Origin of the sequence: Tateyamaria sp., from assembly GCF_039945315.1 — a bacterium.
Taxonomy (GTDB): Bacteria; Pseudomonadota; Alphaproteobacteria; order Rhodobacterales; family Rhodobacteraceae; genus Tateyamaria.
This window is the reverse complement of the sequence record NZ_JBDUXB010000038.1, coordinates 29,419-51,048: the sequence shown is the minus strand read 5'-3', so window position 1 is coordinate 51,048 and position 21,630 is coordinate 29,419. Positions and strand designations below refer to the sequence as shown.

Here is a 21,630-nt window from a genome sequence, read left to right as displayed (position 1 = left end):
GCCATGAAAATGACCACCGAAGAAGCCTTTGTTAAAACGCTGCAAATGCATGGGATCGATAACGCATTCGGGATCATCGGATCGGCGATGATGCCGATTTCCGACATCTTCCCGGACGCAGGGATCAAATTCTGGGACTGCGCCCATGAAACATCCGGCGGCATGATGGCGGACGGGTTTACCCGCGCCACTGGCAAGATGTGCATGATGATTGCGCAAAACGGCCCCGGTATCACAAACTTTGTGACAGCCGTCAAAACAGCATACTGGAACCACACGCCACTGCTGCTGGTCACACCCCAAGCCGCGAACAAGACCATCGGTCAGGGCGGTTTCCAAGAGATGGAGCAGATGCACCTGTTCGCAGATTGCGTCGCCTATCAAGAAGAAGTGCGCGACCCCACTCGCATCGCCGAAACTCTGAACCGGGTGATCATGCAAGCCAAGCGTGCTTCGGCCCCAGCCCAGATCAACGTTCCCCGCGATTTCTGGACTCAGGTCATCGACGTGGACCTTCCTGTCATCGTCGACTTTGAATTGCCCCAAGGCGGCGACACCGCGGTTGCAGACGCTGCCAAGATGCTCAGCGAAGCCAAATTCCCCGTCATTCTGAACGGCGCTGGCGCTGTGCTGTCCAAGGGTGGCATCGAGGCCTCCCGCATTCTGGCCGAGAAACTCGATGCACCTGTCTGCGTCGGATACCAGCACAATGACGCGTTCCCCGGCAACCACCCACTGTTTGCAGGCCCCTTGGGCTACAACGGTTCCAAGGCAGGAATGCAGTTGATCAATCAGGCTGACGTCGTGCTTTGCCTTGGCACCCGCCTCAACCCGTTCTCTACCTTGCCCGGTTACGGCATGGATTACTGGCCCACAGAGGCCAAGATCATTCAGGTTGACCTGAACCCCGACCGCATCGGTTTGACCAAGAAGGTCACCGTTGGAATCGTGGGTGACGCGGCCAAAGTAGCAAAGGGCATCACCGCCCAACTGGCTGACGATGCGGGCGACACAAACCGCGCCGGGCGTAAGAACACCATTGCGACAACAAAATCTGCTTGGGCGCAGGAACTGACCTCGATGACCGAGGAACAGGACGATCCAGGCACCAACTGGAACGAACGTGCCCGCGCGGCCAAGCCTGACTGGATGGCCCCCCGTATGGCATGGCGCGCGATTCAGGCGGCCCTGCCCGTCGAGGCGATCATTTCGTCGGACATCGGCAACAACTGCGCCATCGGCAACGCTTATCCTTCGTTCAACGAGAGCCGCAAGTATCTGGCCCCCGGCCTGTTTGGTCCTTGTGGCTATGGCCTGCCGTCCATCGTCGGCGCAAAAATTGGTCAGCCCAATGTGCCGGTTGTCGGCTTTGCCGGTGACGGCGCCTTTGGCATCTCGGTCAATGAACTCACAGCTATCGGACGCGGCGACTGGCCTGCCATCACGCAGATCGTCTTCCGCAACTACCAGTGGGGCGCGGAAAAACGGAACTCGACCCTGTGGTTCGACGACAACTTTGTCGGCACCGAACTGGATGAGGAAGTGTCATACGCCGGTATCGCAAACGCTTGCGGTCTCAAGGGCGTAGTCTGCCGCACGCAGGATGAACTGACCGAAGCCCTCGCGACGGCCATCAAGGACCAGATGGAAAATGGTGTCACCACTCTGATCGAAGCGATGATCAATCAGGAACTTGGTGATCCTTTCCGCCGCGATGCAATGAAGAAACCAGTGCAAGTCGCCGGCATCAGCAAAGATGACATGCGCGCGCAGGTCGTTTGATCTTCGTGGTAGCAATAAAACCAACAGGCTGGGCCGCATGAGCGTGCTGGAAACCCTCCAGCGTCGCGCTGCGGCCCAGCCCGCGCATATCGTCCTGAGCGAAGGGTCCGACCCGCGCATTGTTTCGGCTGCAGTCCGTGCAGTCGATGCAGGCCTTGGGCAAGTCACGCTGGTCGGGGACACAGCAACAGTAACGGAACAACTCGCCGCCATCGGTGCCGCGCCTTCCGAGATGTTGCATATCGCCGATCCGGCGACATCCCCCCTCACGACAGACGTGGCTGATACGTATCTCGAACTGCGCAAGCACAAGGGCGTCACGCCTGAAACAGCTCAAAAGCAAGCACATGACCCGATGGTCTTTGCCGCCATGCTCGTGCGTTTGGGTCATGCGGACGGAACCGTCGGCGGGGCCGTTGCCACCACGTCCGACACTGTACGCGCCGCACTGCAAGTGATCGGCAAAGCCCAGGACGCCGCCCTTGTTTCCAGCTTTTTCCTTATGGTTCTGCCAGAGGGTCACGCATCGGGGCGCGACGCCATGATTTTCTCTGACAGCGGGCTAGTCATCGATCCAAACAGCGAAGAACTGGCCGCCATCGCGGCTCAGTCCGCCGGATCTTTCGCCGCCCTGCTCGGCGCCACACCCAAGGTCGCGATGTTGTCCTTTTCAACGCAAGGCAGCGCGCGTCACCCATCGGTCACCAAAGTGGCGGATGCCGCCAAGTTGCTTCAGGAGCAACATCCCGACATAGCATCGGACGGCGAACTCCAATTCGACGCCGCCTTTGACCCTGACGTGGGCGCAAGCAAGGCCAAGGGTTCGGATGTCGCCGGCCACGCAAACGTTATGATTTTTCCCAACCTCGACGCAGGCAACATCGGCTACAAGATCGCGCAACGCATTGGCGGCTGTGCGGCAATCGGCCCGATCCTGCAAGGACTTGCCAAGCCTGCCAATGACCTGTCACGTGGGTGTACGGCGGATGACGTGGTGCACATGATCGCCGTCACAGCACTACAAGCCGCCGCCCTCAAGGAGCGCACATGAACCAGCCCAAACTTGATCTGTCGCCCAAAGTGTCTGACGAGATACGCAAAACCACCTGCTACATGTGCGCCTGTCGCTGTGGGATCAACGTGCACCTCAAATCAGGCAAAGTCGCCTATATCGAGGGCAACCGCGATCATCCCGTGAACAAGGGCGTGCTCTGCGCGAAAGGTTCTGCGGGAATCATGCAGGTCAACGCACCTTCTCGCCTCAAGGCGCCCCTCAAACGGGTCGGTCCACGCGGCTCTGGCGCGTTTGAAGAGATCAGCTGGGACGAGGCGCTGCAAATCGCCACCGATTGGTTGGAACCCATTCGCAAGGAAAACCCGGAAAAGCTGGCCTTTTTTACAGGCCGCGACCAATCCCAGTCCTTTACCAGCCTTTGGGCCCAAAGCTTTGGCACCCCGAACTACGCAGCACATGGCGGCTTCTGCTCGGTCAATATGGCAGCGGCTGGCATCTACACCATGGGCGGCGCGTTCTGGGAATTCGGCCAGCCCGACTGGGACCATACCAAACTTTTCATGCTGTTTGGTGTCGCCGAAGACCATGACTCCAACCCGATCAAGATGGGTATTGGCAAGATCAAGGCGCGCGGCGCGCGAGTTGTCGGCGTGAACCCGATCCGAACCGGGTATAACGCTGTGGCCGACGATTGGGTCGGGATCACACCCGGAACCGACGGGCTGTTTATCCTGTCCCTCGTGAATTGCCTGATGAAGGCAGGCAAGATCGACTTGAACTATCTGGCGCAATTCACCAACGCGCCCTGTTTAGTAAATGGCGATGAAAAATCATCAGACTTCGGTTTGCTGCTGCGCGATGACGACGGCAAGGAACTGGTAATCGACCGCGCCACGGGAAAACTGGCGCCCTTCGATCAGAAAGGGGTCAAACCCGACCTCGCCGCCACACACCGGCACGCAGGCATTAGCCACCGCACTGTTATGCAGCACATGGCTGAACGCTATCTCACAGACGAATACGCCCCTGAGACCGTGGCCGAAAAGGTTGGAATTTCTGCCAAACGCATCCGTACGCTGGCAGCCGAAATTGCCCGCGTCGCCTTTGATGAAGCGTTCGAACTCGATCAGGAGTGGACCGACTTCCGCGGCGAAACGCACAAAACCATGCAAGGTCGTCCGGTCTCTTTCCATGCAATGCGCGGAATCTCGGCCCATGCCAACGGGTTCCAGACGTGTCGCGCTCTGCACGTACTCCAAATCATACTGGGTAGCGTCGAAGTGCCGGGCGGCTTCCGCTTCAAACCGCCCTATCCCAAGCCGGCCACCGCACACCCAAAGCCGCACTGCAAGGTCACACCAGACGCCCCACTTGATGGCCCCCACCTTGGCTTCACCCATGGCCCCAACGATCTGGCGCTGAAAGAGGACGGAACGCCCGCCCGCATCGACAAGGCCTTCAGCTGGGAAAACCCGATGTCATCCCACGGTCTCATGCACATGGTGATCTCGAACGCCTATGCCGGTGATCCCTACAAGATCGACACGCTGTTCATGTACATGGCCAACATGTCGTGGAACTCGTCCATGAACACCGGTGGCGTTATGAAAATGCTGACGGACAAGACTGAAGATGGCGAATACGTCATCCCACGCATCATTTATTCGGATGCGTATAGCTCGGAGATGGTCGCTTACGCCGATCTGGTTTTGCCTGATACCACATACCTTGAACGGCACGATTGCATCTCGCTGCTCGATCGCCCCATTTGCGAGGCGGACGCTGCAGCTGACGCCATCCGCTGGCCCGTGATCGAACCGGACCGAGATGTGCGCGGGTTCCAGTCTGTTCTGTGCGAATTGGGTGCCAAGCTGGGTCTGCCCGCCTTTACGAACGACGACGGCAGCCAGAAATACGCTGATTACGCCGACTACATCGTCAACCATGAACGCAAACCCGGAATCGGGCCGCTCGCAGGTTGGCGCATGGGTGAAAAGGGACTGACCAACGGGCGCGGCGGTGTGAACGAGGGCCAGCTTGACAGCTACATCAAGAATGGCGGCTTCTTTGTCGAACACATCCCGGAGGGCGCGAACTACTATAAACCATGGAACGCTGACTATCAGGACTGGGCCGTCGGCATGGGCCTGTTTGATGCCCCCCAACCCTACCTGTTCTCGCTCTATGTCGAACCGATGCGCCGCTTCCAACTGGCCGCTGAAGGGCACGGAGACCGCCAACCCCCTGACCATCTGCGCGACCGGATCAAACACGCAATGGACCCTCTACCAATGTGGTACGACCCCGCCCCGGACAACAAGAGCGACGATTACCCAATCACCGCACTCACACAGCGTCCGATGGCCATGTATCACTCCTGGGGCAGCCAGAATGCTTGGCTGCGTCAGTTGCACGGACACAATCCGCTCTATCTGCCGACCAAGCTTATGCGTGAAAATGATCTGGTAGACGGGGATTGGGCGCGGGTCACTTCTCCGCACGGTGAAATAACAGTGCCGGTGTTGGAAATGGCTGCGCTCAATGAAAACACGGTGTGGACATGGAACGCGATCGGCAAACGGAAAGGCGCGTGGGCCTTGGATGACAATGCGCCCGAATCGACCAAAGGGTTCCTGCTCAATCACCTGATCCACGAATTGCTGCCCCCCAAAGGGGACGGGCTGCGGTGGGCCAACTCTGACCCGATCACAGGACAGGCTGCATGGTTCGACCTCAAGGTGCGGATTGAAAAGGCCGATTCGCAATCCGAATCCCAACCCAGCCTGCCGCCAATTGAGTCGCCCGTGGGCAATGACCCCGGTGATCTTGTCTGGAAGGTCGGCAAATGACCCCGATCAAACGCACCCTGCTCGCCATCGCGGCTTTTGTGACGCTCGCCTTAGGCTCTTTAATCTACTTCATCGCCAATTGGGACAGCAGCACGGCAGGACCCATCGGCGGCCTCACGGCGCAACCGACTCAACATGCGTCCCTCTTCTCTGATTCAAAAAATCCCGGGGTCTGGGGCAGCGCCGCAGTCCTGTCCTCACCACACGCGGGGCGCATGACATGACAACACTTCCCACCTCCACCCAGAAGAAACTCGGGCTCGTCATCGACCTCGACACTTGCGTTGGCTGCCACGCCTGCGTGATCTCGTGCAAAGGCTGGAACACCGAAAACTATGGCGCGGCTCTGTCCGATACGGATGCCTACGGGGCCAACCCATCCGGCACCTTCCTCAACCGCGTGCACAGCTACGAAGTTCAGCCTGCGCAAGGCGAGGCGCAGTTGATCCACTTCCCCAAATCCTGCCTGCATTGCGAGGACGCGCCGTGCGTCACGGTTTGCCCCACCGGGGCCAGCTACAAGCGGGTCGAGGACGGGATTGTGCTGGTCAATGAAAGCGACTGCATCGGTTGTGGCTTGTGCGCATGGGCCTGCCCTTACGGTGCACGTGAAATGGACGCCGTTGAAAAGGTGATGAAGAAATGCACACTTTGCGTGGACCGCATCTATAACGAAAACCTGCCCGAGGAAGACCGTGAACCCGCTTGTGTGCGAACGTGTCCTGCAGGTGCACGCCACTTTGGCGACTTTGCCGACCCGGACAGTAACGTATCCAAGCTGTCAGCAGAACGCGGCGGTATGAACCTGATGCCCGAGCAAGGGACCAAACCTGTGAACAAATACCTGCCACCTCGGCCTAAAGACACATTGGCAGTCCCAGAGGGCGATATCGATATTTTGGCCCCTTACCTCGAACCCGTCGCGCAAGAGGCCAAAGGCTTCCTTGGCTGGCTTGACAAAACGCTGGAGAAGATCTGATGCATCCAGCTCCTTCCGTCATATTCTTTACCGTGTTTTCAGGGGTCGGCTTTGGTTTGCTGACGTTCCTCGGCCTCGGTTATCCGGGCGTCACAGGCTTTACAGCCTTCGCGTTCTTCTTCATCGCTTATCTGGCGGCAGTGGGCGGTCTGATCTCGTCGACCTTCCACCTCGGCCATCCTGAGCGCGCACTCAAGGCGTTTACGCAGTGGCGCTCTTCGTGGCTAAGCCGCGAAGGTTGGTGCGCTGTGGTCGCGCTGCTCACCATGGCACTTTATGGTGCGGGCCTTGTATTCTTTGACCAACGTTGGGAGCTCTTGGGGCTGATCGGCGCCGCCTTTTCAGTGCTGACCGTATTCACCACTTCGATGATCTACACACAGCTTAAAACCATCCCACGCTGGAATTCACTCCTGACGCCGGTGATGTTCCTAAGCTATTCGCTCGCCGCCGGAGCCTTGCTGTCCGCGCAAGAACCATGGGCAATTATCCTGCTGCTGATCGCCAGTGCGACCCAAATTGCCCTTTGGGCGCTAGGTGATGGCGCCTTTGCACGCTCTGGCACGACGTTGGCAACGGCAACCGGACTGGGTCCGCGCGGCGACGTGCGCGCGTTCGAACCGCCCCATACAGGCACGAACTACCTGCTCAAGGAATTTGCATTCACGGTTGGGCGTAAACACAGCCAGAAAGTACGGATCATCTCGATCGTGCTGATGGCCGGGGTACCAATTCTGTTCCTGCTTCCGCCGTTTTCGCATTTTCTGGCTGCGCTCGCGGTGGCGAGCCACGTCGCAGGTGCATTGGCATCAAGATGGCTGTTCTTTGCAGAAGCCGAACATGTTGTCGGGCTCTACTACGGAAAACGCTGAGGTAAGACGGACGTGTCGTCCGCCTTGTCCTTAGAGCAACTCGGCGTGGGCCAACCCGGCATCGACCAGAGCCTTTGTCTCATCTGTCAGAGTGGTCAGTGGCAAACGCACTTCGTCTGAACACAGACCCAGGCGTGACATGGCGTATTTGACGCCGCAAAGACCGGGCTCAGTGAACACAGCCTTGTGCAGTGGCATCACTTTGTCCTGTATCTCCAGCGCAGTGGCATAATCACCGGCAAGGCAGGCCTCCTGCATCCGGCTCAGCAAATTCGGGGCTACGTTGCCCGTCACGGTGATACAGCCCGTCCCACCTTGGGCGTTGAACCCGTGGGCGGTGGCATCCTCGCCAGACAACTGAATAAAATCCTGTCCGCAAGACATGCGCTGATCGCAAACCCGCGCCAAATCACCCGTAGCATCCTTTACACCCACGATATTGGGTAGCTTAGCCAACTGACCCATCGTGGCCGGGCTCATGTCGATCACGGAGCGTGGCGGAATGTTATAGATGACGATCGGCAGGTCAGCACATTCATGCAGCGCCGTGTAATGCGCAATCAGACCGCGCTGTGTGGGCTTGTTGTAGTAAGGAGTTACGACCAAGGCCGCATCCGCCCCCACGTTTTTGGCAAACTGGACAAAGCGGATCGCTTCGGCGGTGTTGTTCGACCCCGCCCCGGCAACCACCGGAATCCGGCCAGCAACAGTTTTCACAACCGTCTCGATCACGGTCTCATGCTCTTCATGGCTCAAAGTAGGGCTTTCGCCAGTAGTGCCGACCGGAGCCAGACCATGGCTACCCTGTTCGATATGCCACTCGACCAGCTTCTTGAGCGTCTCCAGATCCAAAGCGCCGTTACGAAACGGCGTGACGAGGGCAGGTATAGAACCTTTCAGCATGTCGACGCTCCTTTATTGTCGTTTGGCCGGCAAATGGCCTGAGATTAAATTCAGCCAATCCCGGAAAGTTCTGTTGAAACGTGACCAACCAAGGATAAGCTCAGAGCCTCTAGCCACGCAGCAAAGGAAATTGCAAGAGTTGAGCCGGTTTACAGGCATCTTGATCGCGCTTTTCCTGAGCGTAGCGGTCGCATCAGCTGAACGCCCACGCCCTTTGGGCTGGGCGATGGATGCGATGCGGAACGGAAATTGGGACGTCGCGGCCACTCTGGCCGCACGTGACGGGCCGGTGGCCGCTGACGTGATCGAATGGCATAGGTTGCGCGCAGGGCGCGGAACATACGCTGAAGTCGAAGCCTTTCTTGCCCGCCGTCCTGACTGGCCGGGCATGCCGGCACTGCGCCGCCGCGCCGAACCCGCCGTAGCAGCTGCCGGGGCAGACGCGGTGCGCGCGTTTTACAGCGTGTCAGACCCCCAAAGCCCCCAAGGCATTCTTGATTACGCCGAAGCGCAAACTCAAGCCGGCAATTCCGGAGAGGCAGAGGCCAGTGTCGTTCTCGCCTGGCGCACCTTGTCGATGTCGGACAGCGTCCATGCGCGCTATCTGGCACGTTACGGCGATTTGTTGGCGCCACACCACAGTGCACGCGCCGCAGCGATGGTTTGGGACGGCCTACGCGGCCCAGCCGAGCGTATGTACAATCTGATCCCCGAAGGAGAGGTCGCTTTGGCCCGCGCGCGTTTCGCGCTGCAGGCCCGCTCGGGTGCCGTCGATGCGTTGATCGAGGCCGTGCCTAAGGCCCTCCAAAGTGATCCCGGCCTGACCCATGACCTTTTCGAATGGCGTGTTCGCAAGGGACGATGGGCGGATGCCAAGGCGCTGCTTCTGGAAAGTTCGGCCTCAGCCGAAACCCTCGGCCGCCCCGAAAAGTGGTCGAACCGTCGCCGTGCCCTTGCGCGCGACGAAATGCGGGACGGAGACGCGACCCTCGCCTATCAACTCGCATCACAGCACTTTTTGACTGAAGGATCGCATTTTGCTGATCTGGAATGGCTGTCTGGCTACATCGCCCTGCGCAAACTGAACGATCCGGAACTGGCACTGGGCCATTTTCAGGCGCACAGCGCCGCGACGAAATCGCCAATTTCGCAAGGCCGTGCCGGGTACTGGGTCGGACGCGCTCATGAGGCGGCGGGCAATGCCGATGCCGCACTGTCTTCCTACGCAGACGGCGCCCTGTACCAGACGTCTTTTTATGGATTGCTCGCGGCCGAGCGGGGCAAACTGCCAAGAGACCCATATCTTGACGGGTCCGAAATCTTTCCAGACTGGCGCAACTCGGAGCTTGCGGCGCGCGATCTATTTGAGGCAGGGCTGCTGCTGCAAGCCTCGGGCGAGATCACCCTGGCAGAGAGGTTCTGGACCCACCTTGCCGAAGACCTTGGTCGCGAACAGGCCGGACAGTTGGGTCAGGCAGCCATTGATGTCGGTCAGCCTCATATCGCTGTAATGATCGGCAAACGTGTGGCACGGACCGGACGCACCCTGCACGCGCCCTATTATCCCCTTCACCCGCTGGCCGAGGCCGATCTGCCTATGGCCGCAGAAATGAACCTCGCGATCGCCCGGCGTGAAAGCGAATTTGACCCTGTGGTGCAATCCGGGGTGGGTGCGCGCGGCCTTATGCAGATCATGCCCGCCACAGGGCGCGAGGTCGCCGCGTCTCTGGGGCGCAGCGATGGACACTCCACGGACAGACTGACCTCAGATCCTGTTTACAACGCCGAACTTGGTGCCGCGTTTCTGTCCCAACTGGCCGCCCGCTTCGATGGCAACGTGATACTGATGTCCGCCGCTTACAATGCAGGGCCAAGCCGACCGATCAACTGGATCGAACGATTTGGCGACCCACGCATGGGAACCGAAGAATTCGACATGATCGACTGGATCGAACACATCCCATTTCGCGAAACGCGCAACTACGTGATGCGCGTCACCGAAAGCCTGCCGATCTACCGCGCACGGCTGGGTAAGGATCCATTGCCGATCCCGTTTTCACAAGAGCTTACAGGCTCAACCCTGCTGCCGTTCGCGCCACAGGGTGAATAGACCTGCACCCACCACGATCAATGCGCCGATCAGAACGTTGATCTGCAATGCCTCTCCGAACACCGTGATGCCTACGCCCGCAGCAAACACCATTTGGAAGTAGGCGAACGGCTGCACCGCACTCGCTTCGGCCACTTCGTAACAGCGGATCAGCAACCAGTGGCCAAGCGAACCAGTGATACAAAGTGCCCCCATCCACATCCAGTCGGTACTCGTCATCGGCTCCCAAAACCACAATCCTACGGCCGTCATTCCCACAGCGCCCACCGTGCCAGTCCAGAAAAAGCTGGTAGCTGTTGTGTCATCGCGTGCCACATAGCGGGTCAACAAACCGTAAGTGGCAAACATGATCGCAGCGATCAACGGAATGACGGCCGCTGGGTTGAAAACGCCAAGGCCCGGTTTGAGGATGAACAACACTCCGACGAACCCAACCCCGATTGCCACCCAACGCCGCCAGCCGACGCGTTCCCCGAGGATCGGGCCAGACAAGGCTGCCACCAATAGCGGATAAGCGGCAAACACGGCGTGGCTCTCGACCAAGCCCAGAATAGTGAACCCCGTCACCATCACACAAATCTCTGCTGCCAGCAGCGCGCCACGGGTCATCTGGATCACAGGCCGCTTGGTACGGGCCGCTGCCACGATCCCCCCTGCCTTACGGCTGGCTATGGTGATGACAAAGGCTGCAAAGAACCAATAGCGGATCATCACGACCATGTAGACGTTGTATTCCCCAGCCAGATGGCGCGAAATTCCGTCTTGCCCGGCAAAGACGATAGAGGTCGCGATCATGAAGGCGATGCCAAGGCGGGTGTTGTTGCCTGCGCTCATCTTAACACCGCGCGGGTCATGTGCCGCTTGCGACCAAAGCCGGGCGCGCGAGTCACATCAAAACCCACCGCCTCCAGACCGCGGCGGACAAAACCGGCCGCTGTGTAAGTCGCCGCTGTGCCATTTGGGCGGGTATGCCGGGCCACGTCTGCCATCAAATCGGGGCCCCACATCTCGGGGTTCTTGGCAGGGGCAAAACCGTCCAGAAACCACGCATCCGCCTGACCCTGCCAGCCGGGTAACGTCTCGCGGACATCGCCTCCAATCACCACCAAAGTGGCATCTTCGAAGGTCGCACGGCCATCCGCGCCAAGAGAGTCGACCAAAGCCCGCGCCAACGGGGCAAGGTCAGGAAAGGCCGAAAGGGCCGCAGCCATGTCCGCAGGCGCCATCGGGTAGGCTTCAAAACTGGTGAAGTGGAAAGCACCCGGCACCCCAGCAGTCCGCCACGCAGCCCAGGTGGTCAAAAAGTTCAAACCCGTGCCAAACCCAAGCTCTGCAATGGCAAACCCGTCAACAAAGCGCGCAGGCAGATCGTTCCCGTCGACAAACACATGGCGTGTCTCTGCCAACCCGTTGTCCAGACTGAAATACGGATCATCAAAGCGCACGGAAACAGGGACGCCGCCATCGCGCCATTCCAGTTCTGCCTGCTGGTCCTGCATTATAAGTCCTTGTAAGGAGGGCATTCAAAGCAGCGTGACATTGGCGGAAGGATCAGACCTTGGCAACGGACAAGATCACAGTGCGCGGGGCTGGGGTTTTTGGGCTCTCCATCGCATGGGTTTTGACACAGCGCGGGGCAAAGGTGCAGGTGATCGACCCGTATGGTGTTGGGGCCGGGGCCAGCGGGGGTATCGTCGGGGCGCTTGCCCCGCACGTGCCGGAAAACTGGAACCCCAAAAAGCAATTCCAACTGGAAAGTCTGTTGATGGCGACCGCCTTTTGGCAACAGGTCGAAGAGGTCGGAGGCCTGTCCGCGGGATACGCCCGCTCTGGCCGCGTGCAGCCCATCGCAAACGCAGCAGCCCTCACATTGGCCAGAGCGCGCGAGGACACCGCCAAGACGTTGTGGGGAGAGGTTGCACATTGGAAAGTGCGTCCAATTGAGGACCAGGAATGGTGCGCACCCAGCGCAACTGGTCTTGAAACTCACGACACGCTCAGTGGGCGGATTCACCCGAAACAAGCCTGTGCAGCCCTCGCCTCCGCCCTGCAAGAACAGGGTGTCGAGGTGATGGAAAACGGGCCTGAAACTCCCCTCACCGTACATGCGACAGGGGTCGCAGGACTTGAGGCGCTAAATGCTAACCATTCGCGACTGGTTGGTGCCGGGATCAAAGGGCAGGCCGCTCTGCTTGGCTTTGCTCGCCCAGACGCCCCCCAACTCTTTGCCGATACGCTGCACATCATCCCGCACGCGGATGGCACAACAGCCATTGGGTCCACGACCGAGCGGGACTATGACGATCCTGCCAGAACGGACGCACAGCTTGACGACATCATAGCGCGGGCACGGGCGGCGGTCCCCGCCTTGGCTGATGCCCCCGTGCTGGCCCGCTGGACCGGTCTACGCCCCCGCAGCCGCAGCCGCGCGCCGATGTTGGGGGCGTGGCCCGACCGCCCCGGGCACTTCATCGCCAATGGTGGGTTCAAGATCGGGTTTGGTATGGCCCCAAAAGTCGCACATGTGATGGCTGACCTGATCCTTGAAGGGCGAAATACGATACCGCAGGGGTTCGAAGTCGCCGCCTCACTTTAGGCGCTGGCCGTCATACACAACCGACCATCAGGCCCCCGCACCCAGAACTCACGCCCCTTGCGACACAGAGTTGCAGTCTCGTGATGCATCAAGGGTGACGTCGCTCGGAATGAAAAAACGGTTAGCGGACCCAAGTCCCGCTCAGCCATCAGCATCAGGTGTTGGGCCAAAAGTGGCCCATGCACGACCAATCCGTCATACCCCTCAACCTCGCGCGCATAGGGTTGGTCGTAATGAATGCGGTGCCCGTTGAACGTGAGCGCCGAATAGCGAAAAAGCAGGGTCGCATCGAAATGCACGATCTCTGCCGCGCCTTCATCCGCTGCGGCCTCCCGGACAACCGGGCGCGGCGCATTTGGGTCCGGGTCTTTGCGATAGACGAGGTCCTGCCATTCGGTCAAGCACAGCGTATCGGCCTGCCACACCTCATGGCGCAAGGTGACAAAGGCCAGCGGGCCGGTGCGCCCCTCCTTGCGGTTGGCGGCTTCACACGCCGACACGCGACGCGCCTCTGCCCCAAGGCGCAATGGTGCATCGAACTGCAACCGTCCCCCCGCCCACATCCGTCTTGGCAGGCCCATATCCGGAATCACCCCACCAACCTTGGGATGGCCATCCCGCCCAAGCTGAGAGCTGGGCAAAGGTGTCCAAAAATAGAGTTGGTGAAAAAACGGTGGCAGCGCATCGCCAGCTACAAGTGTGGGCGCATGCCCCAAAGCCACCTGCATCGCCTGCGCACGCGCAGGGTCCATCACATCGCTTTGCGTCAGAGTACTATCCGGCTGCATCTTTCGATCATGGGCAATGGTGCGGGCAAGGAACAGTGAAAACTTGAGCCGGGCCAAAGCAAAGGGATTAACGCACGATCTCTGCTTTGAGGTTCTCCATCAAGGCGGTCAGGTCCTTGATGTACATCTCTCCGGTCAACTGCCCGGCTTCGTCAAACTGGTTGCTTGCGGAGGCAAGATGAATCTCTGGCCCAGGCAACAGGCGAGGACGAAAGGGAACCATATAGGTGCGTAGGATCAGTTGGGCGCGCTCACCACCGGCCCGGCCGGCCGCCGAGGACATCACTGCAACCGGCTTGCCTGCCCAAGGACCGCCTTTGGTCCGGCTGACCCAATCCAGCGCATTCTTCAATACACCTGACGGACCTTTGTTATACTCGGGCGTGGAAATTATCACCGCATCGCCTGTCGCAATCTGCTCTGATAAGGTGACAGCGGCTTGAGGTATGCCTTCCGCCTCTTCCAAATCACCGTCATAGAGGGGCATCCGCAAATCCGCCTCAACATAGGTGCACGGACCAAACAAGCGTGCGGCCTCGCGGAGCAACTTTCGATTGGTCGCGTCTATGCGCAGTGAGCCGGAAATGCCCAGCAGGGATGGGGTGCTCATCTTCTCTCTCCTATGCTCGCTCAAAAGATGACCCGGCCACTTCGCAAAGCAATAGGCCCGGTTCGGTTTACCGGGCCTCTCTAACTCACATCCGGATGAACGCTTAAGCGTTGGGCAGGATCACAATCTCGACCCGGCGGTTCTGCGCCTTGCCTTCGGGGGTAAAGTTCGACGCGATGGGCTGGCTTTCGCCTCGGCCAAAGGTGCGCACGCGGTTGAACGGCACGCCCTGGTTCAGCAGGACATCTGCGACCGCATTTGCGCGCCGTTCGCTGAGTTCCTGGTTTGATGCCGCGTCGCCGTCAGAATCCGTATGACCCACAATCTGGATGGTGGATTGTGGATAACGATCGAGGCTCTGGCTGAGAGCATACATATCGTCATTCAGTCCCGGACGAACGGTAAAGCTTCCAGAGTCAAACAGGATCGCTTCGGGGAAAGACACGATGAGACGGTCACCTGTGTTGGTGATCGTCACGCCGCTGTCCAGATCACGACGCAACTCTGCCTCTTGCTGATCAAGGTCATAGCCAATGGCACCGCCAACGAGACCGCCAACAACAGCGCCTGCAAGCGCGGTATCGGTGCCTCCGGCGATAGCGCCGATCACCGCGCCAGAAGCCGCGCCAATGGCGGCCCCCGTATTGCGCTTTTCGTTGATCGGCTCTCCGTTCGGGCCAACGGTCCCAAGAGCTGCGGGATCAGTACACGCGCCCAGCGCGACAACGGCGCTCAGAGCGATGGAAAGGTGAATTCTGTTCATGGTTTTATCCTACTGCCTTCGAAGCGGGCCCCGTTCGGGCGGGGCGCCTTATGATGGGCACAAGATAAGCATGGCGCACTCCCACAAATAGGGGGAATTTCAAATGAGCGGCATCTCGCGCACTTATTTTACGTGCAATTGCGCGCACGAAGAGGGCGATTACGCCTCTACGCGCGCAGATTCATAGGCGAGCAGCGCACGCTTGACCGGCAGGCCCCAATGGTAGCCACCAAGACCACCGGATTTGCGCAAAGCCCGATGGCACGGGATCAACCAACTCACTGGATTTCGCCCAACCGCAGTGCCTACAGCACGAACAGCCCGCGGATTGCCAATGCTGTCTGCAATCTCGGAATAGGTGGTCACGTGCCCCGTTGGGATTTGCAGCAACGCCTCCCATACCTTGATCTGAAATGGGGCCCCAATCAGGTACAAGGGCGCTTGCTTTAGTTCCGCATCTTCGGCCCCGAAAGCAGCCAGAACCCAAGGGCGCAGACGCATCGGGTCTTCGACAAAATCGGCCTGCGGCCAGCGGCGCACAAGGTCTTGCATGGCCCAGTCTTCGCCCATCTCGGCGGCGAACCCGAGACCACAAATCCCCTTGTCCGTGCCCATGACCAAAGCCAAGCCAAAGGGGCTGTCAAACCAACCCCAATAGATGGTGAGCCCCGCACCACCCTTGGCAAACTCACCCGGGCTCATCGCCTCCCAACGCAAGAACAGATCGTGCAACCGCCCCGACCCGCTCAGACCCGCCTCATGTGCGGCCTCAAGCGTTGTAAAACGGTCGGCCAACAGCGCCTTCGCATGACCGAGTGTCAGATACTGTTGATAACGCTTGGGCGAGACGCCCACCCAGCGGGAAAAGATGCGCTGAAAGTGGGCGGGGCTCATGCCCATTTCACCTGCCAGCGCATCAAGGCTGAGCGTATCCTCCGCCCCATCGATCAGGTCGATTGCACGGCGCATGACGTTGAAGTGGTAGCCGCTGTCGGCGTCGGAGATATGTGTCTGTTCCATGGAGCGAAGATAGGCGAAGGTGATATCACACGCGACCCGTTTCCTGCTGTAATCATCCGGGGCGCTGATGACATGTGCATGGCGCCAGACCCAACCCTTCCGGTCTTGAGAGGAATTTCGAACCTTCGGCGCGCCGGATCACGCAACGTTCGATGGCCATTGCAGGGGGCGCGCGCGAATCGAGGCGTTAACGCCATGAAAATAGGGGTTGAGCCAGTCACAACCTGTACACAACCTGTGCACCACTCTGTGCACTTTGCGGCGAAATTGCGTGGTTAACACAGCGGACGGTGGTGTTTGTTCAGAAAGGGTGAATGGCGGCTTGGCGGACGAAACGGTAATTCGTCCCGTGCGGCCCCAATGACCGATGTGCGGACCGAAAAGTCGAAATGCGGAAATCGGTTTGAGGCAACCAAATTGGTTTAGTTTGGCAATTTCAGATAGTGTTCCGTCAACAGACAATTACTAATGCCAGCAGGAGGTCTCCAATGTCGACTAACTCTTCCAGTTTTGTAGGTGATATTCCGGGCCACTACGACACTGGTCTTGGCCCAAATATTTTTGCCGACTACGCGGACCGCCTTGTAGGCCTTTGCCGCGACAGCAATGTTCGAAATGCGCTCGAACTTGCAGCTGGGACCGGCATTGTAAGCCGAAAGTTGCGAAACGCGTTGCCGCCTGAGGCTGATCTCGTTGTCACCGACCTAAACCCTCCGATGTTGGACGTCGCGAAAGGCAAATTCGTGCAAGGGGAAAACGTCGAGTTTCACGTCGCAAACGCTATGGATATCCCCTTCGATAGCAACGAGTTCGACTTGATGGTTTGCCAATTCGGCGTGATGTTTTTCCTGACAAGCCAGCGTCATACAAAGAAGCGGCTCGGGTTCTCAGACCCGGTGGGCGTTATGTTTTCAACGTTTGGAGCGCCATGTCCGAAAACCCTTTCTCGAAAATGGCTCATGGTGTTGGAGAGATGTTTTTTCCAGACGATCCGCCCGGCTTCTATCATGTTCCCTTTCATTATGGGGACCCTGAATTGGTACGGGGCGATCTGGCCGCCGGAGGTTGGTCCGACATAGAACACGAAACAATCCAACTGAATAAAACCATTGAAGACCCGGAGGCATTTGCGACCGCTCTCGTCTTTGGCAATCCGTTGATAGATGAAATCAAGGAACGCGGTGGGGTTTCCCCAGAAGACGTCGTTGCAGAGATGCTGTCGGGCCTCCACGCGACATTTGGACCAAACGATATGACCATGCCGCTGTCGGCAACCACGTTTGTTTGCCACGCGTCGTAATCGTTGGAGAGTTTCCGCCCTTTACGACGTCTGCTCCGGGCTCAAAGCCGACCTTCGCCGCAACTGCAAACAAATCAACTGAAAGACGCCCCAGCGAAACCCATGCGCGGGATCAAGGCCGCAGGCCGCCGCGCCGACGCGAAGTGCGAACCCAACAGGTCTAACCGCCCCGCAACCGAACCTTGCCCAAGCGGGTAAAAGTGCCCATACCTCGCACCATGGCCAAGCAACTCGACTACCACACGATCCGCGAAATCTTTACCCGGTTCCAAACCTCTGATCCCGAACCCAAGGGCGAGTTGGAGCATGTGAACGTCTACACTCTTGTTGTGGCCGTCGCACTGTCAGCGCAAGCGACTGACGCAGGCGTAAACAAGGCCACCCGCGCTCTGTTCCAAATCGCTGATACGCCGCAAAAAATGCTCGACCTCGGCCTTGAGGGGGTGACAGAGCATATCAAGACCATCGGCCTCTTCCGGCAAAAGGCAAAGAACGTGATCAAGCTGAGCCAGATCCTCGTGGACGATTACGGCGGTGTGGTTCCCAATTCCCGTGCCGCCTTGCAATCCCTGCCGGGAGTGGGCCGCAAGACGGCCAATGTGGTGCTGAACATGTGGTGGCATTACCCGGCCCAAGCCGTCGACACCCACATCTTCCGCCTTGGCAACCGCACTGGCATCGCGCCCGGCAAAACCGTGGACGCTGTTGAACGCGCGATCGAAGACAACATACCGGCCGACTTCCAGCTGCACGCGCATCACTGGATGATCCTGCACGGACGCTATACATGCGTGGCGCGCAAGCCCAAATGCGGGGCTTGTCTGATCCGCGATCTCTGCCCTTTTGAGGATAAAACCGAATGACCAAATACACCCTCGCCGGAATCGGCAACGCTGTTGTCGATGTGATTGCCCATGCCGACGATTCCTTTCTGGACCTTATGGGGATCGAGAAAGGGATCATGCAGTTGATCGAACGCGAGCGTGGTGAAGTTTTGTACGGGGCAATGAACGACCGGTTGCAGACACCGGGTGGCGCTGTTGCCAACACGATTGCAGGCGTCGGCGCGCTTGGATTGCCCACGGCCTTTATCGGACGCGTGCATGACGATGCTCTGGGCCAGTTTTACGCAAAGTCCATGCAGGACAGCGGAACGGATTTCGTAAATGCGCCTGTTCCCGGCGGCGAACTGCCCACATCGCGTTCCATGATTTTTGTCTCGCCGGATGGGGAGCGCTCGATGAACACCTATCTGGGCATCTCGACCGAGCTTGGCCCCGAGGACGTTCCGGACGAAGTGGCGTCCAAATCCGAACTGATGTTTCTGGAGGGCTATCTCTTTGACAAGGACAAGGGCAAAGAGGCGTTCCGCCAAGCCTCCCGCCTGACCCGTGCAGCGGGTGGCAAATCCGGAATCGCCATTTCTGATCCGTTCTGCGTGGACCGGCACCGCGCCGACTTCCTCGACATGATCGGCAACGAGTTGGACTACGTCATTGGAAACGAACACGAGATCATGTCGCTGTTCGAAACGGACGATCTTGAGGCGGCAATGGCCAAAACCAAAGGCATGATCGACCTTATGGTCTGCACACAATCAGGCGACGGTGTGACCATCATGGGACGGGGCGAACGCCACGACATCCCGGTCGAAACGGTCACCCCTGTCGATGCAACAGGCGCAGGCGATCAGTTCGCCGCCGGGTTCATCTACGGCATCGCAACGGGGCGCGATCTGGCAACCTGCGGGCGCATGGGCAACCTGTGCGCCGCAGAAGTCATCAGCCATATTGGCCCCCGCCCCCAGACAGACATGAGACAGCAGTTCGCAGCCGCCGGACTGGAATAAATGCTGGCGGACGGTTTTCACGACATCCCATCGGGCAAGGTGGCGATGGTGGTCACATATCTGGAAATGCGCACGCCGCACTTGCGTGGTGTCCCACTCCCAGACGGGCTTACCTTTGAAGAAATGAGCCCGGATGTTGCGTCCTATCGCAAACTCTATCGACGCGTGGGTGATGATTGGCTGTGGTATGGGCGCAATCTACTTCCGAATGCAGACCTCGCTACGATCCTAGACGATCCTGACACTCGGTATTTCACCTTCATGAAGGACGGTGTGCCCGAAGCACTTATGGAACTGGATTTTCGCCAAGAGGGGGAATGCGAACTGGCCTATTTTGGCCTGACTTCCAAACTGATCGGCACGGGAGCGGGCGCGTACCTGATGGACCGCGCGGTCGAGCATGCCTTTGCAGCGTCCATCACCCGTTTGCACGTGCACACCTGCACAATTGACAGCCAGCAAGCGTTGCCGTTCTACCGTAGGTCGGGCTTTACGCCGATCATGCAAAAAATCGAAGTGGCCGAAGACCCGCGGATCTACCATGGCTACAATCGGGCACTGGCCCCGCATGTACCTATTATTGAGCCCAAGGGCGATTAAAACGCTTAGCGAGAGTTCGAGGGTTGGCACTGCCGTCCAGCGAGGCAATCCTGGACCTGTTTGACCTGCTCTTCGCTCGGATCCCCGAACAAGAAGCCGCTACACGCACCCACAACAAGCACATAGCTGTGTGAGGTCTTGCGTAAGAAGGCGAGGCTACGGCCCGGCGCCGGCGATGGGCACCAAGGGCCAGCACATCCGATCTCAAGCACGACATCTGTCGAGAACGGCTGGGCGACTCCGCGGACGCTCAGGGCATCGCCCTCAAAGGTCGCAGGGATCAGCGTTGTTTGGGGAACGTTAGCCTGATTGTTCCAATCGACCTCTGGGACAAGCGCGGGATCAAAGCTGAGATTGCCAAATACCGGGACATAACCTTCCTCTGCTCCGGCTGCTTCCAGATAGGCATCGGTGACGCCAAAGGGCATGCAGGACAGGGCAACAGCAGGCAAAGGTAAAACGCTCAACGCAAGAACCAGAAACCGCATCCACTAACTCCCAACGTCCCGAAACGGGATCAGACCCGCTCCACCATGATCAAATTTGCTGTCCACGATCCACGTTAAGCAATAACGCCCGGCACGTCTTCCCTCAGAGGTGATCGGCGAAGGCCTCAAGAACAGCAACATAGACGTCACGTTTGAACGGCACGATGGCATCGGGCAATTCGGCAGGCAGCATCCAACGCCACGCCGAAAACTCCGGGTGATCCGTTTCGATGTTCACCTGTGCGTCTGAACCGGCGAAGCGCAGCAAAAACCATTTCTGCTCTTGGCCACGATACTTGCCCTTCCAAAGCTTTGGAATCAGGTCGTGGGGGAGTTCGTAAGGAATATAGCCGTCAGATTCTGCGACCACCTCAACCAGATCAGGGGTAATGCCTGTTTCTTCTTCCAACTCACGCAAGGCGGCCACGCGCGCATCTTCGCCTTTGTCGATGCCTCCTTGGGGCATTTGCCAGGCGTCTTTATAGCGGTCATTGCGTTGACCGACCCAGACGTGACCAGCACCATTGATCACCATGACACCGACGTTGCGGCGATAGGGCAGTTTGGCAATCTCTTCCGGGGTCATGGCAACACCTTTTCCATCTCTGCGCGCGCCAGCGATTGATCAGCACGCGTCACCGTCTCACGACGCGTTACATGAAAGCCGCGCACTGCGAAAGCGGGCTCTGCCATCAGACTGGCATGGGTCCACAGCCTTGGAAACGCAGATACACGCGCCTCATTTTCCAATGTTGCAAGAAGGGTCGAAAATACACCCCGTCCCTGCGCGTCCGCGCGCACATAAGCAAAGTCGATGTATCCACCTGACGCCAGCGTGACAAATCCAACCGGCGATGCATCCGTCAGCGCCACCCATACGGTTTGCGCACCCAACCGCTCGGCCCAAGAGGACCCCCTATTCGGTACGGGCAGCCAGGCAGCCCGTTGTGCCGCGGTGTAAAGGCTGACGCCTTCGTGGATAGCACTGAACATGACCGCACCAAGCATGTCTGCTTCACCACTGCGCATCTCCCTGACTTCTAACATGCTTAACACCCCCATGACGCCGCGTTGTGCGTGACATCGCGCGTATCTTACAAGACACC

General features: G+C 58.8%; 23 protein-coding genes. 13 read left to right on the top strand and 10 right to left on the bottom strand.

Annotated elements, in window-relative coordinates:
* Positions 1 to 3: 3 nt before the first annotated feature.
* From xsc to ABJD00_RS11750, 6 genes are read left to right on the top strand one after another with little or no spacing between them, the layout of a single operon-like run.
* Positions 4 to 1,782, top strand: coding sequence for a sulfoacetaldehyde acetyltransferase (gene xsc, locus ABJD00_RS11775; RefSeq protein WP_413833263.1), 1,779 nt, complete (start codon positions 4 to 6; stop codon positions 1,780 to 1,782).
* 37 nt (positions 1,783 to 1,819) lie between these two features.
* Positions 1,820 to 2,833, top strand: a complete 1,014-nt coding sequence (gene pta, locus ABJD00_RS11770; RefSeq protein WP_413833261.1) for a phosphate acetyltransferase — start codon at positions 1,820 to 1,822, stop codon at positions 2,831 to 2,833.
* Entirely contained in the window at positions 2,830 to 5,646 is a 2,817-nt protein-coding gene (locus ABJD00_RS11765) for a molybdopterin oxidoreductase family protein (RefSeq protein WP_413833259.1), read from the top strand. The genes pta and ABJD00_RS11765 overlap by 4 nt, the downstream gene beginning before the upstream one ends.
* Positions 5,643 to 5,870: a hypothetical protein gene (locus ABJD00_RS11760; protein WP_413833257.1), complete on the top strand. Its 228-nt coding sequence runs from the start codon at positions 5,643 to 5,645 to the stop codon at positions 5,868 to 5,870. The genes ABJD00_RS11765 and ABJD00_RS11760 overlap by 4 nt, the downstream gene beginning before the upstream one ends.
* The gene (locus tag ABJD00_RS11755) at positions 5,867 to 6,625 is read left to right on the top strand and encodes a 4Fe-4S dicluster domain-containing protein (protein ID WP_413833255.1); all 759 of its coding nucleotides are present in this window, start codon (positions 5,867 to 5,869) and stop codon (positions 6,623 to 6,625) included. Before ABJD00_RS11760 ends, ABJD00_RS11755 begins: the two co-directional genes overlap by 4 nt.
* Entirely contained in the window at positions 6,625 to 7,497 is an 873-nt protein-coding gene (locus ABJD00_RS11750) for a dimethyl sulfoxide reductase anchor subunit family protein (protein ID WP_413833253.1), read from the top strand. The genes ABJD00_RS11755 and ABJD00_RS11750 overlap by 1 nt, the downstream gene beginning before the upstream one ends.
* A gap of 30 nt (positions 7,498 to 7,527) precedes the next feature.
* Here the strand turns inward: ABJD00_RS11750 and dapA are convergent, their stop codons facing one another.
* On the bottom strand, positions 7,528 to 8,400 hold the full coding sequence (gene dapA / locus ABJD00_RS11745) for a 4-hydroxy-tetrahydrodipicolinate synthase (RefSeq protein ID WP_413833251.1): 873 nt from the start codon (positions 8,398 to 8,400) through the stop codon (positions 7,528 to 7,530).
* Positions 8,401 to 8,530: 130 nt separating this feature from the next.
* Here dapA and ABJD00_RS11740 point away from each other — a divergent pair, with 130 nt between their 5' ends.
* Positions 8,531 to 10,510 carry a lytic transglycosylase domain-containing protein gene (locus tag ABJD00_RS11740; RefSeq protein WP_413833249.1) on the top strand — a complete coding sequence of 660 codons (1,980 nt, stop codon included), beginning with the start codon at positions 8,531 to 8,533 and terminating at the stop codon, positions 10,508 to 10,510.
* On the opposite strand, the gene ABJD00_RS11735 is transcribed toward ABJD00_RS11740, so the two are convergent.
* Positions 10,475 to 11,344 carry a DMT family transporter gene (locus ABJD00_RS11735; RefSeq protein ID WP_413833247.1) on the bottom strand — a complete coding sequence of 290 codons (870 nt, stop codon included), beginning with the start codon at positions 11,342 to 11,344 and terminating at the stop codon, positions 10,475 to 10,477. The genes ABJD00_RS11740 and ABJD00_RS11735 overlap by 36 nt on opposite strands.
* Positions 11,341 to 12,009 (bottom strand): tRNA (5-methylaminomethyl-2-thiouridine)(34)-methyltransferase MnmD, encoded by a 669-nt coding sequence (mnmD, locus tag ABJD00_RS11730; protein ID WP_413833245.1) that lies wholly within the window; start codon positions 12,007 to 12,009, stop codon positions 11,341 to 11,343. Before mnmD ends, ABJD00_RS11735 begins: the two co-directional genes overlap by 4 nt.
* Before the next feature lie 59 nt (positions 12,010 to 12,068).
* On the opposite strand from mnmD, the gene ABJD00_RS11725 reads away from it, so the two are divergent.
* Positions 12,069 to 13,106: an NAD(P)/FAD-dependent oxidoreductase gene (locus ABJD00_RS11725; protein WP_413833243.1), complete on the top strand. Its 1,038-nt coding sequence runs from the start codon at positions 12,069 to 12,071 to the stop codon at positions 13,104 to 13,106.
* On the opposite strand, the gene ABJD00_RS11720 is transcribed toward ABJD00_RS11725, so the two are convergent.
* The 4 genes from ABJD00_RS11720 to ABJD00_RS11705 all read right to left on the bottom strand — a co-directional run bounded on the left by ABJD00_RS11720 (position 13,103) and on the right by ABJD00_RS11705 (position 16,287).
* A complete protein-coding gene (locus tag ABJD00_RS11720) occupies positions 13,103 to 13,894 on the bottom strand; it encodes an acyl dehydratase (RefSeq protein ID WP_413833241.1) in 792 nt (263 codons plus the stop codon). The two genes, ABJD00_RS11725 and ABJD00_RS11720, sit on opposite strands and share 4 nt — an antisense overlap.
* Positions 13,895 to 13,961: 67 nt before the next feature.
* Positions 13,962 to 14,504, bottom strand: a complete 543-nt coding sequence (locus tag ABJD00_RS11715; RefSeq protein ID WP_413833239.1) for an NADPH-dependent FMN reductase — start codon at positions 14,502 to 14,504, stop codon at positions 13,962 to 13,964.
* A gap of 103 nt (positions 14,505 to 14,607) precedes the next feature.
* Entirely contained in the window at positions 14,608 to 15,267 is a 660-nt protein-coding gene (locus tag ABJD00_RS11710) for an OmpA family protein (protein WP_413833237.1), read from the bottom strand.
* A 159-nt stretch (positions 15,268 to 15,426) separates the two neighbouring features.
* Entirely contained in the window at positions 15,427 to 16,287 is an 861-nt protein-coding gene (locus ABJD00_RS11705) for a methylated-DNA--[protein]-cysteine S-methyltransferase (protein WP_413833235.1), read from the bottom strand.
* A gap of 488 nt (positions 16,288 to 16,775) precedes the next feature.
* Here ABJD00_RS11705 and ABJD00_RS11700 point away from each other — a divergent pair, with 488 nt between their 5' ends.
* The 5 genes from ABJD00_RS11700 to ABJD00_RS11680 all read left to right on the top strand — a co-directional run bounded on the left by ABJD00_RS11700 (position 16,776) and on the right by ABJD00_RS11680 (position 20,036).
* Entirely contained in the window at positions 16,776 to 17,366 is a 591-nt protein-coding gene (locus ABJD00_RS11700) for a class I SAM-dependent methyltransferase (protein ID WP_413833233.1), read from the top strand.
* Positions 17,261 to 17,587 carry a hypothetical protein gene (locus ABJD00_RS11695; protein ID WP_413833717.1) on the top strand — a complete coding sequence of 109 codons (327 nt, stop codon included), beginning with the start codon at positions 17,261 to 17,263 and terminating at the stop codon, positions 17,585 to 17,587. The genes ABJD00_RS11700 and ABJD00_RS11695 overlap by 106 nt, the downstream gene beginning before the upstream one ends.
* Positions 17,588 to 17,805: 218 nt before the next feature.
* Positions 17,806 to 18,450: an endonuclease III gene (gene nth / locus ABJD00_RS11690; RefSeq protein WP_413833702.1), complete on the top strand. Its 645-nt coding sequence runs from the start codon at positions 17,806 to 17,808 to the stop codon at positions 18,448 to 18,450.
* Positions 18,447 to 19,436, top strand: a complete 990-nt coding sequence (locus ABJD00_RS11685; protein ID WP_413833231.1) for an adenosine kinase — start codon at positions 18,447 to 18,449, stop codon at positions 19,434 to 19,436. The genes nth and ABJD00_RS11685 overlap by 4 nt, the downstream gene beginning before the upstream one ends.
* Entirely contained in the window at positions 19,437 to 20,036 is a 600-nt protein-coding gene (locus tag ABJD00_RS11680) for a GNAT family N-acetyltransferase (protein ID WP_413833229.1), read from the top strand.
* A 5-nt stretch (positions 20,037 to 20,041) separates the two neighbouring features.
* Here the strand turns inward: ABJD00_RS11680 and ABJD00_RS11675 are convergent, their stop codons facing one another.
* From ABJD00_RS11675 to ABJD00_RS11665, 3 genes are all read right to left on the bottom strand, one after another.
* Positions 20,042 to 20,524, bottom strand: coding sequence for a hypothetical protein (locus ABJD00_RS11675; protein WP_413833227.1), 483 nt, complete (start codon positions 20,522 to 20,524; stop codon positions 20,042 to 20,044).
* Positions 20,525 to 20,627: 103 nt separating this feature from the next.
* The gene (locus tag ABJD00_RS11670) at positions 20,628 to 21,110 is read right to left on the bottom strand and encodes an RNA pyrophosphohydrolase (RefSeq protein ID WP_413833225.1); all 483 of its coding nucleotides are present in this window, start codon (positions 21,108 to 21,110) and stop codon (positions 20,628 to 20,630) included.
* Positions 21,107 to 21,571 (bottom strand): GNAT family N-acetyltransferase, encoded by a 465-nt coding sequence (locus ABJD00_RS11665; RefSeq protein WP_413833223.1) that lies wholly within the window; start codon positions 21,569 to 21,571, stop codon positions 21,107 to 21,109. The genes ABJD00_RS11670 and ABJD00_RS11665 overlap by 4 nt, the downstream gene beginning before the upstream one ends.
* Positions 21,572 to 21,630 lie beyond the last annotated feature (59 nt).